Raw genomic sequence first — 14,122 nt, 5'->3', positions numbered from 1 at the left:
CTTTCATTGTTCCACTATGTTTTCGAATGCCAACAACATACGGGTTATGAATGATGAGTAAGTCGTTGAGAACTGCATGGTTTCTACTGTTTCTGTCATTTTGTTCAGTTGCAGGCTATGCAGGTTCTTCTCCTGCCTTGCTTCACGGGCAAAAAAGTAGCTACGTTCGACATTCTTCAGGAGAGGGGGATATTGCCGAGAACCCTGATGAGCACGTCCGTGAATCGACTGAGCAATTCTTCCGCAGGTTCCAGAGTTGAATTCTTCCTGTTCATTAAAAACACGCTATAAGATACCTGCTCACTGAGCAGGTTTTTTTATTTCCGGCGGCGGAAATCTACAACATGAATTCGTACAACCGGAGCCGATACCACCGCCACCAGGGAACCGGCCTGGAAGGCTTCGGAAAGGTCTTGCCGTGAAGATACAAAATGCATTTATTGCCTTCGTCCGGCGATAAAAACGCAAAAAAATGTTTCTGCAGCGCATAAAGATGACTTTCATCTCTCGACGTGTTGCGCTGTGCTGCCTATTATGCTTGGGTTTCGCTTTAATAAAGGGAGAAAAGAGATGCGTTCTGCGTTTGGGGTAGTGTGCGCCGTTTTATTGCTGTCGGCATGCAGTAGCGAACCTGTGCAACAGGCGACGGCTGCTCACGTTGTGCCGGGTATAAAGGCTGCGATGTCTAATCAAGGTCAGGCAAATTGTGCAATGATTGGCGGGTCGTTATCTGCCGCGCGTCAGCTTGACGGTTCGATGGTGGGTATGTGTGCATTGCCGAATGGCAAACGCTGTAGTGAACAGTCGCTTGCCACCGGAAGCTGCGGAAATTACTGAGCGTTAGACACGCGGGTATAAATCAAGGTCTGCGATGCCGTTGCCAGCGTTAACTGGTCGCCGGTCAAATCGATCTGCGCGCCATCATTTAGCATGGCCTGGATAGCATGATCCAGTTCGTTACGTTGCGGATCTGCGCACATCATCATGGTCATGCCCATGTGCTTCACGGTTAATGCGCCGTCAGAGAGTTTGCCCTGGCCCATAAAGCCGTTGCACATTTTGCCAGAGACGCGTAGATCCTTGTCAAAACCTATTTCCGGAACCGGGTTCTGGTCAGATGCCGTCAGTGCTTTGCCGTTAAACGTAGCCAGGACAAAACGCTGGTTAGCCAGTTGCTCCGGTTTAAGGGTATCAGTACGGGAACTGACACAGGCGGAAAGCGCAACGCTCAACGCAATTAAGGGAATAATTTTTTTCATCGCTTCGTCTAAGAATTTTCCATTAAAGGCGGGGGATTCTAACAGGGTTAAGCAGGGTGTCACTGGGTTTTAATCTCAAAACGGCTCCCCTGGCCGGGGAACCGCACAAACCGATTAAAACAGTGTGTTCGGGCAATTTTCACCGTCACGTAACTGGCGCAGGTTTTCCAGCGTGGTCTCAGAAATGCTGGTCAACGCCTCGGCGGTCAGAAATGCCTGGTGGCCGGTAAACAGCACATTATGGCATGCCGACAGGCGGCGGAACACATCGTCCTGAATCACATCATTGGATTTGTCTTCAAAGAACAGATCGCGTTCGTTTTCATACACATCCATGCCAAGCGCACCAATTTTCTGCGTTTTCAGCGCATCAATCGCTGCCTGCGAATCGATCAGACCGCCACGGCTGGTGTTGATGATCATCACACCGTCTTTCATGCGTTCAAACGCGGTGCGGTTCAGTAAATGGAAGTTTTCCGGCGTCAGCGGGCAATGCAGAGAGATAACGTCGGCCTGAGAAAACAGCGTATCAAGATCCACATATTCTACGCCCAGCTCCAGCGCCGCTGCGCTCGGCCAGGGATCAAACGCCAGCAGTCGCATACCGAATCCCTTCAGAATACGCAGCGCCGCAACGCCGATTTTGCCGGTGCCAATCACGCCAGCTGTTTTGCCGTACATCGTAAAACCAGTCAGACCTTCGAGCGAGAAGTTGGCATCACGGGTACGCTGATAAGCTCGGTGAATACGACGGTTGAGTGTCATCATCATACCAATCGCATGTTCTGCCACCGCTTCCGGTGAGTAGGCAGGTACACGCACCACTTGTAGGCCGAGCTCTTTGGCTGCATCAAGATCGACATTGTTGAACCCGGCACAGCGCAGCGCGATAAATTTCACGCCCATTTTTTTCAGTTCTTCCAGTACCGGGCGGCTACCATCATCATTGACGAAAATACAGATACCTTCACAGCCGTTGGCGGTTTTGGCGGTCTTTTCCGTTAACAAAAAGTCAAAAAATTCAAGATCGTAGCCATAATTCTCGTTTACCTGCTGCAAATACTTTTTATCGTATTGCTTTGTGCTATATATCGCGAGCTTCATAAGACTTTCTCCAACGGTTTCCTGTCGGCATTATCACCAATTAAAATTATTAAGTAAACTTTCAAATTTTATTGATAACTACAGGCATGATAAATGTGTCTGCTCTCAGTATAACTGCCAGCAGCGCCGAGAGTATTAGCGCAGTTGCCTGAGAGTGCTGTTGGAGGCCCAGTTAATGATAAAAGCCAGCAGTACGCTGATAATCCATGGAATTTTCGAGTCGTGAAATACATTTGCACTGAGATAATCACCAAACGTGAAACAGGTGAAAATGGTAGCGCCCGCAAACCAGCCGCGGATCAGAGAACCTTTAGTGAACATTCCTTAAACCTATAGCGTAATGATTTCGCAGCAATATCGTCCTCTGTTACTGAAAATGCAACAGCCAGACTATGATTAAAGCGGCTCACGCTTTTAACAGAGTGGTTAAACATGTCACAATATCCGGCAGAATTGGCTTAATCACACGATAAATCAGGATATTAGCTGCCCATGAAGGGTAAATACAAAGCCGCCATCGCACTGGTTTTATTATTGATACTGCTGCCGCTAACGTTGCTGATGACGCTGGCGCAATGGGTGCCGACCATTGCCGGGATCTGGTTGCCTGTTGGTACGCGCATCGCACTGGAAGAGCGTCCGCGCTTTACCCGCCTTTCACTGATTATTCCTGATCTGCGCTACTGGGTTGACGATTGCCAACTGGCGTGGCTCCAGAATGCTGAGCTTACCCGTCCCAGCCGCTGGCAGTTGCACGTGGGCACATTGACGATCAATAGCGCCTGCCTCAATAAGCTTCCTGCAAACGACGCGCCATCAACCGCGCCGCGTACGCTGAGCGAATGGCAATCGATGCTGCCTTACACCTGGCTTACTGTGGATCGGTTAACTGTCTCGCCGTGGCAATCATGGAGCGGCAAACTGTCGCTGGCGCTGACACCTGAAGTTCAGCACTTAAGTTACAACGGTGGGCGCGTGCAGCTTGAGGCCCGTCTGCAAGGGCAGGCGCTAAGCGTTAACCGGCTCGCGTTGCATCTGTTTGATAACCAATCGCCATTCACGCTCGGCGGCGAATTTACGCTGCCCGCAGTCCCAAATGGATGGCCGGTAAATGGCCAGATGCAAAGTACGATCACTTTGCCTCAACAACCCGGTCTGGTGGATGTTGATATGGAGTGGCGCGATAACCAGGGGCAGACGATTGTTATGTCGCGCGATAGCAGCGATCCGTTGCTTGACTTACCCTGGCAGGTGGACGACGAACAGCTCGCTATCAACGATGGTCGTTGGAACTGGCCGTATGCTGGTTTTCCGCTGAGTGGGCATGTAGGCCTGAAGATTGACAACTGGCAGCAGGGGCTGGATAAGGCGCAGATAAGTGGTCGGCTGAACGTGCTGACGCAGGGGAAAGCCGGTAAAGGTAACGCGGTGCTGACAATCGGGCCGGGTCGTCTAAGCATGATCGACAGCGCTATGCCGCTGCAACTGACCGGAGAAGCGAAGCAGGGCGATCTGGTGTTTTACGCCGTATTACCGGCGCAACTGAGCGGCAGTTTTGATGAACCGCAACTGACCTTTACGCCTGGCGCACTGCTGCGTTCGCGCGGGCGGGTAATCGATTCACTGAATATTGATGAGGTGCGCTGGCCGCTGGCGGGCGTAAAACTGACCCGGCAGGGCGTCGATGGGCGTTTGCAGGCTATTCTTCGCGCGCACGACAATGTGATGGGCGATTTTCTCCTGCATCTTGACGGGCAGGCACAGAATTTTTTGCCAGATAATGGCGAGTGGTGCTGGCGTTACTGGGGGGATGGTGATTTTACGCCGATGAATGCGCGCTGGGACGTTGCCGGTCGCGGTCAGTGGCAGGGCAACACCATCACGCTGACCGATCTTTCAACCGGTTTTGATCAACTTCAGTACGGTGCGATGCAAATCAGCGCGCCCCGGCTGGTGCTGGATGCGCCGGTTAAATGGGTACGGGATGAGAAGAAGCCGAAATTCAGCGGCGCGTTGGTGCTGGATGCCGGACAAACAACCTTTAGCGGCGGCAGCCATTTGCCCGCCTCGCAACTTAAATTCAGCGTCGATGGCGCCAATCCCACCGATTTTCAGTTTAAAGGTGCCCTGAGTGCCAATGTCATCGGCCCTGTGCAGGTGAATGGCCGCTGGGACGGCGAAAGATTACGCGGGCAGGCCTGGTGGCCGCGCCAGTCGCTCAGCGTTTTCCAGCCATTGATCCCACCAGACTGGAAGATGAAGCTGCTCGATGGCTCGCTCTACGCTCAGGTGGCGTTTTCTGCGGCGGCCGGGCAAGGTTTTGAAGCTGGCGGGCACGGCGTGCTGAAAAGCGGCAGCGTCTGGACGCCGGATAATGAAATCAGCGGCGTTGATTTTGTGTTGCCATTCCGCTACCGCAATGCTGCCTGGCAACTGGGTACCCGCAGACCGGTATCACTGCGTATTGGCGAAATTGTTAACCAGGTGACAGCCAAAAATATCACCGCTGATTTACAGGGCTCCTGGCCGTGGAGCGAAGAAAACCCGCTCATTTTGAGCGATGTCAGCGTTGATATGCTCGGCGGTAAAGTGACCATGCAGCAATTGCGCATGCCGCAGCACGATCCGGCGCTGGTGCGCATCAACCATATTTCGTCCAGCGAGCTGATAAGCGCGGTGAATCCGAAGCAGTTTGCGCTCTCCGGGCCTTTTGACGGCGCGCTGCCGCTGTGGCTGGATAATCCGCAATGGATAATTAAGGACGGCTGGCTGCACAATCCAGGCCCGATGACGCTGCGTATCGACAAAGATACTGCGGATGCTGTGGTGAACGACAATATAACGGCGGGCTCGGCTATCAACTGGTTGCGCTATATGGAAATTTCCCGTTCATGGACAAAGATAGATCTGGATAATCTTGGCGTGTTAAAAATGCGGGCTGCCATTCGTGGCACCAGCTATGTTGAAGGGAAGAGCAGCACCGTGAATTTGAACTATACCCATGAGGAAAACGTTTTTACCTTATGGCGCAGTTTACGTTTTGGCGACAATTTGAAGTCATGGCTTGAGCAACATGCCGCGCTTCCCCAGGTGCGCTGTGCGAAGGGCGAAAAGTGTGAGGAAAAACAATGAAAACCCCGATAGCCGTGCCAGTGCTGGCAATCACCACCTTGCTGGCTGGTTGCACGCCGCGCATCGAGGTGGCGGCACCGAAAGAGCCGATCACCATCAATATGAATGTGAAGATCGAGCATGAAATCCATATCAAAGTGGATAAAGATGTTGAAACCCTGCTGAAATCGCGCAGCGATCTGTTCTGAGGCAATCATAATGAAAAAACGAGTGCTGATGGTATTGCTGACGCTGAGCCTCGCCAGTACAACTGCGCAGGCATTGACGCTCGATGAAGCCCGCTCACAAGGTCGGGTGGGGGAAACCTTAACCGGTTATGTCGCGCCGGTAAGCCACGATAAAGAGACGCTGGCACTGGTGGATCGCATTAACAAAGCGCGTGCCGAAAGCTACCAGCAACTGGCCGATCGCAACAACATTTCCGTTGATGATGTGGCGAAAATGGCGGGCCAGAAACTGGTGGAACGCGCCCAGCCCGGCGAGTATGTGCAGGGCATTAACGGTAAATGGCTGAAGAAATCGTCAGTGGCGCATTGATTTTATCACTGAGGTGCTTCATGACATCTTTCCCGGGCAAGGCGAACAGTTCGATGGTTTTTTACAAACGATACTGACAGCGACGAAGCGCTATAGGGCAAGGTAGAGCGGGGAACCCCCCTCCCACTGGACGGTGAGAGGGAGAATATCTTATGCAGCAACCAGGCTGTCGATAGCCGCTTTGGCATCGGTCTGCGCTTTGGTAGCTACTTCCGGGCCGTAAGCGATGCCTTCAGCGAACACAAAGTTCACGTCGGTAATGCCGATAAAGCCGAGGAACAGCTTCAGGTACGGTGCAACCAGGTCAGACGGGGTGTCTTTGTGGATGCCGCCACGGCTGGAGAGGATCACCGCGCGTTTGCCTTTCACCAGGCCTTCCGGGCCCGCTTCGGTGTAACGGAAGGTCACACCAGCGCGAGCTACCAGGTCGAAGTAGTTTTTCAACTGTGTCGGGATGTTGAAGTTGTACATTGGGGCATTAATCACGATCACATCATGAGCCTGCAATTCAGCAATCAACTCATCAGAAAGTTTCAGCGCTTCCTGCTGGCGTGGTGTCAGCGGAGCATCGCTCGGACGCAGTGCACCAACCAGCTCGCCATCCAGCACCGGAATCGGGTTTGCAGCCAGATCGCGAACGGTGATTTGATCACCAGCGTGTTTCGCGCTCCACTGTTCAACGAAATAATCAGCCAACTGACCAGACTGTGAGTACCCTGCCAAAATACTGGATTTAAGAACTAACACTTTACTCATGGGTGGTTCCTTTTTGTATTGATATGGGGTCGCCCCGTATTTCGTGACACTGTATGCACAAAATTCTGCGATGAATAGCGCAATATATCGAACCCTATGTTCGAATTTCTTGAACAAGGCAAGCCGCGCCACGATGTGATATTCTACATCCATTAAGAACTTACGCAGTTTCCCGGCAGTGCTCTGCCCAATAACGTTATGACAGAACAACATACCTTAACGATTTCCGATCTATTGACGCGCCTCGCCCCCCTGATGTTGCGCGACAGACAACGCTTCGCTCGCCGTCTGCATGGCAGTAAGAAAGTTAAAAATCCTGAATCTCAGCAGGCGCTGCTGCGCCAACTAGCGCAAGAGATCACCGACGCGGCGGGAAAAGTAGCGCTGCGCGAAGCGGCTCGTCCGCAAATTGATTACCCGGAAAACCTGCCGGTCAGCCAGAAAAAACAGGCCATTCTTGAAGCGGTGCGCGATAACCAGGTGGTCATCGTCGCTGGTGAAACGGGTTCCGGTAAAACGACCCAGCTACCGAAAATTTGCATGGAGTTGGGACGCGGCGTGAAAGGCCTGATTGGCCACACGCAGCCGCGTCGTCTGGCGGCGCGCACCGTGGCAAACCGTATTGCTGAAGAGTTGAAAACTGAACCGGGCGGCTGCATCGGTTACAAAGTCCGTTTTAGCGATCACGTCAGCGATAACACCATGGTTAAACTGATGACCGACGGTATCCTGCTGGCGGAAATCCAGCAGGATCGTCTGCTGATGCAGTACGACACCATCATCATTGATGAAGCGCACGAACGCAGCCTGAACATTGATTTCTTGCTCGGTTACTTGCGTGAGCTGCTGCCAAAGCGCCCGGATCTGAAAATCATCATTACTTCTGCGACTATCGATCCGCAACGTTTTTCGCGCCATTTCAACAATGCGCCAATCATTGAGGTTTCCGGCCGTACTTATCCGGTGGAAGTACGCTATCGTCCGATTGTTGAAGAAGCGGATGACACGGAACGTGATCAATTACAGGCGATTTTTGATGCGGTTGATGAGCTCGGCCGTGAAAGCGCGGGCGATATTCTGATCTTTATGAGCGGCGAACGTGAAATTCGCGATACCGCCGATGCGCTAAGCAAACGCGATCTGCGCCATACCGAGATCCTGCCGTTGTACGCACGGTTGTCGAATAGCGAGCAGAACCGCGTTTTCCAGCCGCACGGCGGGCGGCGTATCGTGCTGGCAACCAACGTAGCCGAAACCTCGCTGACCGTACCGGGCATCAAATATGTGATCGACCCAGGCACGGCGCGTATCAGTCGCTACAGTTACCGCACCAAAGTGCAGCGTTTACCGATCGAGCCGGTTTCGCAGGCTTCCGCTAACCAGCGCAAAGGCCGCTGCGGACGCGTTTCGGAAGGGATCTGTATTCGTCTCTATTCGGAAGATGATTTCCTGTCGCGCCCGGAATTTACCGATCCGGAGATTCTGCGTACCAACCTGGCGTCGGTCATTCTGCAAATGACTGCACTGGGGCTGGGCGATATCGCCGCATTCCCGTTTGTTGAAGCGCCGGATAAACGCAATATTCAGGATGGTGTGCGCCTGCTGGAAGAGCTTGGTGCCATTACGACCGATGAGCAGCAAACCGCCTATAAACTGACGCCGCTGGGCCGCCAGCTTTCACAACTGCCGGTCGATCCGCGCCTGGCGCGTATGGTACTGGAAGCACAGAAACATGGCTGCGTGCGTGAAGCGATGATTATCACCTCGGCGTTGTCGATTCAGGATCCGCGCGAACGTCCGCTGGATAAAAAACAAGCGTCGGATGAAAAACATCAACGCTTCCACGACAAAGAGTCTGATTTCCTCGCCTTTGTGAACCTGTGGAACTACCTCGGTGAGCAGCAAAAAGCGCTGTCATCGAATCAGTTCCGCCGTCAGTGCCGGGTAGATTACCTCAACTATCTGCGCGTGCGCGAATGGCAGGATATCTATACCCAACTGCGCCAGGTGGTGAAAGAGTTAGGCATCCCGGTGAACAGCGAACCGGCAGAGTACCGCGAAATTCATATCGCTCTGCTGACCGGGCTGTTGTCGCATATCGGCATGAAGGATGCAGAAAAGCAGGAATATACCGGCGCACGCAATGCCCGTTTCGCTATCTTCCCCGGTTCGGGTTTATTTAAAAAGCCCCCAAAATGGACCATGGTCGCGGAGCTGGTGGAAACCAGCCGTCTTTGGGGACGTATTGCTGCCCGCATCGATCCGGAGTGGGTGGAACCGGTTGCACAGCATCTGATCAAACGTTCGTACAGCGAGCCGCACTGGGAGCGGGCGCAGGGTGCGGTGATGGCGACAGAAAAAGTCACCGTTTACGGGCTGCCGATTGTCGCTGCGCGCAAGGTGAACTACAGCCAGATCGATCCGGCGCTGTGCCGCGAGTTATTTATTCGTCATGCGCTGGTGGAAGGTGACTGGCAAACCCGCCACGCCTTTTTCCGTGAGAACCTGAAACTGCGTGCTGAAGTGGAAGAGCTGGAACATAAATCCCGCCGCCGCAACATTCTGGTGGATGACGATACGTTATTTGAGTTTTACGATCAGCGCATCAGCCACGAGGTGATCTCGTCCCGTCATTTTGATAACTGGTGGAAAAAGGCCAGCCGCGAAGCACCGGATTTGCTTAACTTTGAAAAGAATATGCTGATTAAAGAGGGCGCGGAGAACGTCAGCAAACTCGACTATCCGAACTTCTGGCATCAGGGCAACCTTAAGCTGCGACTGAGCTACCAGTTTGAGCCTGGCGCGGATGCTGACGGCGTGACAGTACATATCCCGTTGCCGTTGCTGAACCAGGTGGACGAGAGTGGTTTTGAATGGCAGATCCCCGGCCTGCGCCGCGAGCTAGTGATAGCGCTGATCAAATCACTGCCAAAACCGACGCGCCGCAATTTTGTTCCGGCGCCGAATTATGCCGAAGCCTTTCTTGGCCGCGTTACGCCGCTGGAACTGCCGCTGCTGGATGCGCTGGAGCGCGAATTACGTCGTATGACTGGCGTGACCGTTGACCGCGATGACTGGCACTGGGATCAGGTGTCCGATCACCTGAAAATCAGCTTCCGCGTGGTGGATGACAACAACAAGAAGCTGCTGGAAGGGCGATCGCTGGCGGAGCTGAAAGAGAGTCTGAAAGGTAAAGTGCAGGAAACGCTGTCTGCGGTGGCCGATGACGGCATTGAGCAGAGCGGGCTGCATATCTGGAGTTTCGGCACACTTGCGGAAAGCTACGAGCAGAAACGCGGCAACTATAAGGTGAAAGCCTGGCCGGCGCTGGTGGATGAACGTGACAGTGTCGCGATAAAGTTGTTCGATAATCCGCAGGAACAACAACAGGCAATGTGGCGCGGTATCCGCCGTCTGCTGCTGTTGAATATTCCATCGCCCATCAAGTATCTGCATGAAAAATTGCCGAACAAGGCCAAACTGGGCCTCTATTTTAACCCGTACGGCAAAGTGCTGGATCTGATTGATGACTGTATCTCCTGCGGCGTTGATAAGCTGATCGCTGAAGCGGGCGGCCCGGTATGGACGGAAGAGGGTTTTGCCGCGCTGCATGAAAAAGTGCGCGCCGAACTGAATGAAACGGTGGTTGAGATCGCCAAACAGGTCGAGCAGATCCTCACTGCGGTGTTCAATATCAACAAGCGTCTGAAAGGGCGTGTCGATATGACAATGGCGCTGGGGCTGTCAGATATCAAAGCGCAGATGGGCGGGCTGGTTTATCGCGGTTTTGTGACCGGCAATGGTTTCCGCCGTCTGGGGGATACGCTGCGCTATTTACAGGCAGTCGAGAAACGGCTGGAGAAACTGGCGGTCGATCCGCATCGTGACCGTGCGCAGATGCTGAAAGTGGAGCAGACGCAGCAGGCGTGGCAGCAGTGGCTGAATAAGCTGCCGCCCGCTCGCCGTGATGATGATGATGTGAAAGAGATCCGCTGGATGATAGAAGAGCTTCGCGTCAGCTATTTCGCCCAGCAGCTCGGAACACCTTATCCCATCTCCGATAAGCGCATTTTGCAGGCGATGGACCAAATCAGCGCCTGAAGGCGCTGCGCTTATGAGATGTACGGTTTGCTGCTTCCAGGCCGGACAGGGCGTTAGCCGCTATCCGGCCTTTTTAGATGGCGTTTACCCAGGCCAGCGTAAAGCCGTCCCAGCCCTTCACGCCGACGGTCTGCATGGACGTCACCGTCAGGCGCGGATCATTGCCTAACATATCAATAAATTTACGCACGCCCTGCACGCTGGCATCGGTGGAGGTTGGATTGGTCACTTCCCCGTTGCGCACCACGTTATCGCCAATAATCAACGTACCGGGACGAGAATAGTGCAGCGCCCATTTCAGATAGCTGGGGTTATTGGGCTTATCGGCATCAATAAAGATCAGATCGAACGGCGGACGCTCGCCGAGATTCTCCAGCGTCTGCAATGCCGGGCCTTCCGCGACGGTAACCAGGTTCGCTACTCCAGCAAGATGCATATTTTCGCGGGCAATCGCCGCATGCAGCGGCTCAGCCTCCAGGGTTAACAGTTCGCCGTTTATCGGCAGTTCGCGCGCCATCCACAGCGTGCTATAACCGCCAAGCGTACCAATTTCCAGAATTCGCTTTGCCCGTACCATACGGACTAACAGTGCCAGTAATTGCCCCTGCATGGGCGAGACATCAATCGCCGGAAGCCCGGCGCGCTGGTTATTCGCCAGTACCTGCTCTAAGACCTCATCTTGCGGGATCAGTTTTTGCGCTAAGTATTCATCAACTTCGGACCACTTCTGCTGCATAACATCACTCCTGATTAGTCAAATTCATTCAATTCCGGACCAGCCACCTCCCAGTGCCCGGTAGAGATCCACCTGCGCCAGCAACAGGTTATTTTTCACCTGCACCGCACTGAGTTGCGCAGAGTACAAGGTGCGCTGGGCATCCAGCACATCCAGATAGGCGGAATACCCATTGTTGTAACGGTTTTGCGCAATGCGTAGCGTCTCCTGCGCGACCTGCTGCTGCCCCTCAAGTTCGGCTAGTTGCTCGCCAAGGCGGGTGATGGCGTCCAGACTGTCATTCACCTCTTTAAACGCGTTACGCACGGTTTTCTCGTAGCTGTACAGCGCCTGATTCCGTTGCGACATAGAGACATCCACCTGCGCATTCAGCACCTGGCGGTTAAGCAGCGGGGCAAGAATGCTGCCGCCAAGGCTCCACAAACGTAATGGGTTATCAAGCAGGCCCGGCAGGGTTCTGTCCTGCATACTGCCGGTCGCCGTCAGATTGAGCGACGGCAGCAGTTGCGCCTGTTTTGAGGCCAGCGAGGCATCGGCGGCGGCGAGCTGGCGCTGTGCCTGCACAATATCCGGACGGCGGTTTAACAGCGAAGAGGGTAATTGCGATGGCAGTTTCAGCGGCGTCAGTTGCGCAAAAGTGTTGCGGCTGACCGCGCCAGGGTTGCTGCCGAGCAACAGACTCAGGGCATTTTCCTGCTGGTTTATCTGGTGCTGTAACACTGGTACCTGCGCACGGGTGGCGCGCAGTTCGGAATCCGCCTGCATCAGCTCCAGTTGAGAAGTATAGCCAGTCTCATACTGGCGACGGGCAAGAGCCCACGCTTCTTGCCGGGCTTTGAGTGTTTCTCGCGTGACGCGTAATTGTTCGTCAAGCGACAACAAGGTGAGATAACCGGAAGCCACATTAGTGGCGACGGTCAAATCAGCCGCCGCTGCCGCCGCTTTCTGCGCAGCCAGAGAGGCATCCGCTGCGCGTGCGGCGCTGCGGTTCGCGCCCCAGATATCAACATCGTAGCTGGCCGTCAGGCTGCCTTTATAGAGGGTGCTGTGAATCGGCAAACCGGTCGCTGCTGATTGTGAACGCGCGCGCGTGCCAGAAATCCCGGCATCAAGTTCCGGGAACAGCGCGCTGTTGGTGGCATAAACCCGCGCCTGGTACTCGTTGACCCGTTCGCGGGCAATCAGCACGTCGCTGTTATAGTGTAGCGCCTGATCAACATAACGGTTAAGCTGGCTGTCATGAAAACTGCGCCACCAGACGCTATCTGTTTTACTGATCGGGCCGCTGGCGTTGCGCCAGGCGGCCGGAATTTGCAATGTCGGTTGAGCCTGTTGCACATCAGCAGACTGGCAGCCCGCCAGCGTAAAGGCGAGGGCAAGAAAGAGCGAGAGGCGCCTCATTTTTGCGACTCCCGGGTATCGATGTACACCTGTACCGACATCCCAGGACGCAGGCGGGCAATATCATCTTCGTTACCGTCAACCTGAATGCGCACCGGAATACGCTGGGCGATTTTAACGAAATTACCGGTAGCGTTATCCGGGCTGATAGCGCTGAATTCAACGCCCGTTGCCGGGGAGAGACTCTCGACACGGCCGTGATAATTACGGCCATCGAGCGCATCTACCGTAAAACGTACTGGCTGGCCGACGACGACATCCGCCAGTTGCGTCTCTTTCAGATTAGCGATCACCCAGCGCTGTGACGGAACCAACGAAGTAAGGTGCGTACCGGCAGTGACATACGCGCCAAGCCGCACGCTGATTTGCCCCAGTTGCCCATCTTGTGGGGCGACAATGCGGGTGTTTTGCAGGTCGATTTGTGCCAGTTCCAGCGCCGCCTCGGCGTTTTCCACATCCGCTTGCAGTGAAGCACGATTGACGATTGTGGTTTGCAGATCCTGGCGCGACATCTCCAGCGTCGCTTCAGCCTGCGCGATACTGGCGGTGTTTTGCGCCGCTGTCGCAAGGGCGGCATCGCGCTCACGAATTGACAACGAACCGTCGGCAGTCAACGCTTTGACGCGTTTTAAATCCGCCTGTGATTTCAGATCCTGCGCTTTGGCGCTGGCCAGCGCCGCTTTGTTACGTTCAATCACCGCTTCTGCGCTTTTGCGCTGCTGAAGATTATTGGCCAGCGCGGCTTTTTTCATCGCCAGCGTTGCTTTGGCCTGATCCACACGCTGGCGATAAATGCGATCGTCGATCTGCATAATCAGATCGCCTTTCTTCAACCAGACAAAATCCTGTACCGGTACCTCGGTGATATAGCCATTGACCTGCGGGCTGATAAAGGTGGTTTGCCCGCGCACATAAGCGTTGTCGGTAAATTCTATATGGCGGGTGAACGGCGGCAATTGCCACGCATAGAGGATCACCAGCACACCGACGAGGCCAATGGCGGCGGCGGTAAAGAGGGAAACAATGCGAACATTATTGCGGGTGCTGGCGCGCTCTTTGGCGGCATCCTGCTGGCTCATAAACACTCCAGTAACAT

General features: G+C 54.1%; 11 protein-coding genes. 5 read left to right on the top strand and 6 right to left on the bottom strand.

From position 1 onward, the window contains the following. The first annotated feature begins 570 nt into the window (after positions 1-570). The gene (locus GA0061070_RS05140) at positions 571-837 is read left to right on the top strand and encodes a putative hemolysin (protein ID WP_090134227.1); all 267 of its coding nucleotides are present in this window, start codon (positions 571-573) and stop codon (positions 835-837) included. On the opposite strand, the gene hslJ is transcribed toward GA0061070_RS05140, so the two are convergent. Together hslJ and GA0061070_RS05130 are read right to left on the bottom strand one after the other, a co-directional pair. Further along, positions 831-1,259, bottom strand: a complete 429-nt coding sequence (hslJ, locus tag GA0061070_RS05135; protein WP_090134225.1) for a heat shock protein HslJ — start codon at positions 1,257-1,259, stop codon at positions 831-833. The two genes, GA0061070_RS05140 and hslJ, sit on opposite strands and share 7 nt — an antisense overlap. Before the next feature lie 114 nt (positions 1,260-1,373). Beyond that, on the bottom strand, positions 1,374-2,363 hold the full coding sequence (locus GA0061070_RS05130) for a 2-hydroxyacid dehydrogenase (protein ID WP_090134223.1): 990 nt from the start codon (positions 2,361-2,363) through the stop codon (positions 1,374-1,376). Positions 2,364-2,855: 492 nt separating this feature from the next. Between GA0061070_RS05130 and GA0061070_RS05120 the strand changes: the two genes are divergently transcribed. The 3 genes from GA0061070_RS05120 to GA0061070_RS05110 are packed head-to-tail and all read left to right on the top strand — an operon-like array spanning position 2,856 to position 6,032. Continuing rightward, positions 2,856-5,495, top strand: a complete 2,640-nt coding sequence (locus GA0061070_RS05120) for a YdbH family protein (protein ID WP_090134218.1) — start codon at positions 2,856-2,858, stop codon at positions 5,493-5,495. Next, on the top strand, positions 5,492-5,683 hold the full coding sequence (locus tag GA0061070_RS05115; protein ID WP_007371989.1) for a YnbE family lipoprotein: 192 nt from the start codon (positions 5,492-5,494) through the stop codon (positions 5,681-5,683). The genes GA0061070_RS05120 and GA0061070_RS05115 overlap by 4 nt, the downstream gene beginning before the upstream one ends. 10 nt (positions 5,684-5,693) lie before the next feature. Beyond that, entirely contained in the window at positions 5,694-6,032 is a 339-nt protein-coding gene (locus tag GA0061070_RS05110) for a YdbL family probable chaperone protein (RefSeq protein WP_090134216.1), read from the top strand. Positions 6,033-6,182: 150 nt separating this feature from the next. Here the strand turns inward: GA0061070_RS05110 and azoR are convergent, their stop codons facing one another. Beyond that, entirely contained in the window at positions 6,183-6,788 is a 606-nt protein-coding gene (gene azoR, locus GA0061070_RS05105; protein ID WP_007371993.1) for an FMN-dependent NADH-azoreductase, read from the bottom strand. Between the two features lie 198 nt (positions 6,789-6,986). Between azoR and hrpA the strand changes: the two genes are divergently transcribed. Beyond that, on the top strand, positions 6,987-10,889 hold the full coding sequence (gene hrpA, locus GA0061070_RS05100; RefSeq protein WP_090134214.1) for an ATP-dependent RNA helicase HrpA: 3,903 nt from the start codon (positions 6,987-6,989) through the stop codon (positions 10,887-10,889). Between the two features lie 73 nt (positions 10,890-10,962). On the opposite strand, the gene GA0061070_RS05095 is transcribed toward hrpA, so the two are convergent. The 3 genes from GA0061070_RS05095 to GA0061070_RS05085 are packed head-to-tail and all read right to left on the bottom strand — an operon-like array spanning position 10,963 to position 14,105. Then, entirely contained in the window at positions 10,963-11,625 is a 663-nt protein-coding gene (locus GA0061070_RS05095; protein ID WP_090134212.1) for an O-methyltransferase, read from the bottom strand. 24 nt (positions 11,626-11,649) lie between these two features. After that, entirely contained in the window at positions 11,650-13,026 is a 1,377-nt protein-coding gene (locus GA0061070_RS05090; RefSeq protein ID WP_090134211.1) for an efflux transporter outer membrane subunit, read from the bottom strand. Continuing rightward, positions 13,023-14,105: an HlyD family secretion protein gene (locus tag GA0061070_RS05085; protein ID WP_090134210.1), complete on the bottom strand. Its 1,083-nt coding sequence runs from the start codon at positions 14,103-14,105 to the stop codon at positions 13,023-13,025. The genes GA0061070_RS05090 and GA0061070_RS05085 overlap by 4 nt, the downstream gene beginning before the upstream one ends. Positions 14,106-14,122: the final 17 nt, after the last annotated feature.

The organism is Kosakonia oryziphila (genome assembly GCF_900094795.1).
Taxonomy (GTDB): Bacteria; Pseudomonadota; Gammaproteobacteria; order Enterobacterales; family Enterobacteriaceae; genus Kosakonia; species Kosakonia oryziphila.
Note: the sequence above shows the minus strand (reverse complement) of the source record. Positions and strands in the feature narration are given on the sequence as shown.

Coding starts and splice junctions, on each gene's coding strand:
- azoR (WP_007371993.1), bottom strand. CDS start 6,788: ATGAGTAAAGTGTTAGTTCTTAAATCCAGTATTTTGGCAGGGTACTCA.
- GA0061070_RS05085 (WP_090134210.1), bottom strand. CDS start 14,105: ATGAGCCAGCAGGATGCCGCCAAAGAGCGCGCCAGCACCCGCAATAAT.
- GA0061070_RS05120 (WP_090134218.1), top strand. CDS start 2,856: ATGAAGGGTAAATACAAAGCCGCCATCGCACTGGTTTTATTATTGATA.
- GA0061070_RS05140 (WP_090134227.1), top strand. CDS start 571: ATGCGTTCTGCGTTTGGGGTAGTGTGCGCCGTTTTATTGCTGTCGGCA.
- GA0061070_RS05095 (WP_090134212.1), bottom strand. CDS start 11,625: ATGCAGCAGAAGTGGTCCGAAGTTGATGAATACTTAGCGCAAAAACTG.
- GA0061070_RS05115 (WP_007371989.1), top strand. CDS start 5,492: ATGAAAACCCCGATAGCCGTGCCAGTGCTGGCAATCACCACCTTGCTG.
- GA0061070_RS05110 (WP_090134216.1), top strand. CDS start 5,694: ATGAAAAAACGAGTGCTGATGGTATTGCTGACGCTGAGCCTCGCCAGT.
- GA0061070_RS05130 (WP_090134223.1), bottom strand. CDS start 2,363: ATGAAGCTCGCGATATATAGCACAAAGCAATACGATAAAAAGTATTTG.
- hrpA (WP_090134214.1), top strand. CDS start 6,987: ATGACAGAACAACATACCTTAACGATTTCCGATCTATTGACGCGCCTC.
- hslJ (WP_090134225.1), bottom strand. CDS start 1,259: ATGAAAAAAATTATTCCCTTAATTGCGTTGAGCGTTGCGCTTTCCGCC.
- GA0061070_RS05090 (WP_090134211.1), bottom strand. CDS start 13,026: ATGAGGCGCCTCTCGCTCTTTCTTGCCCTCGCCTTTACGCTGGCGGGC.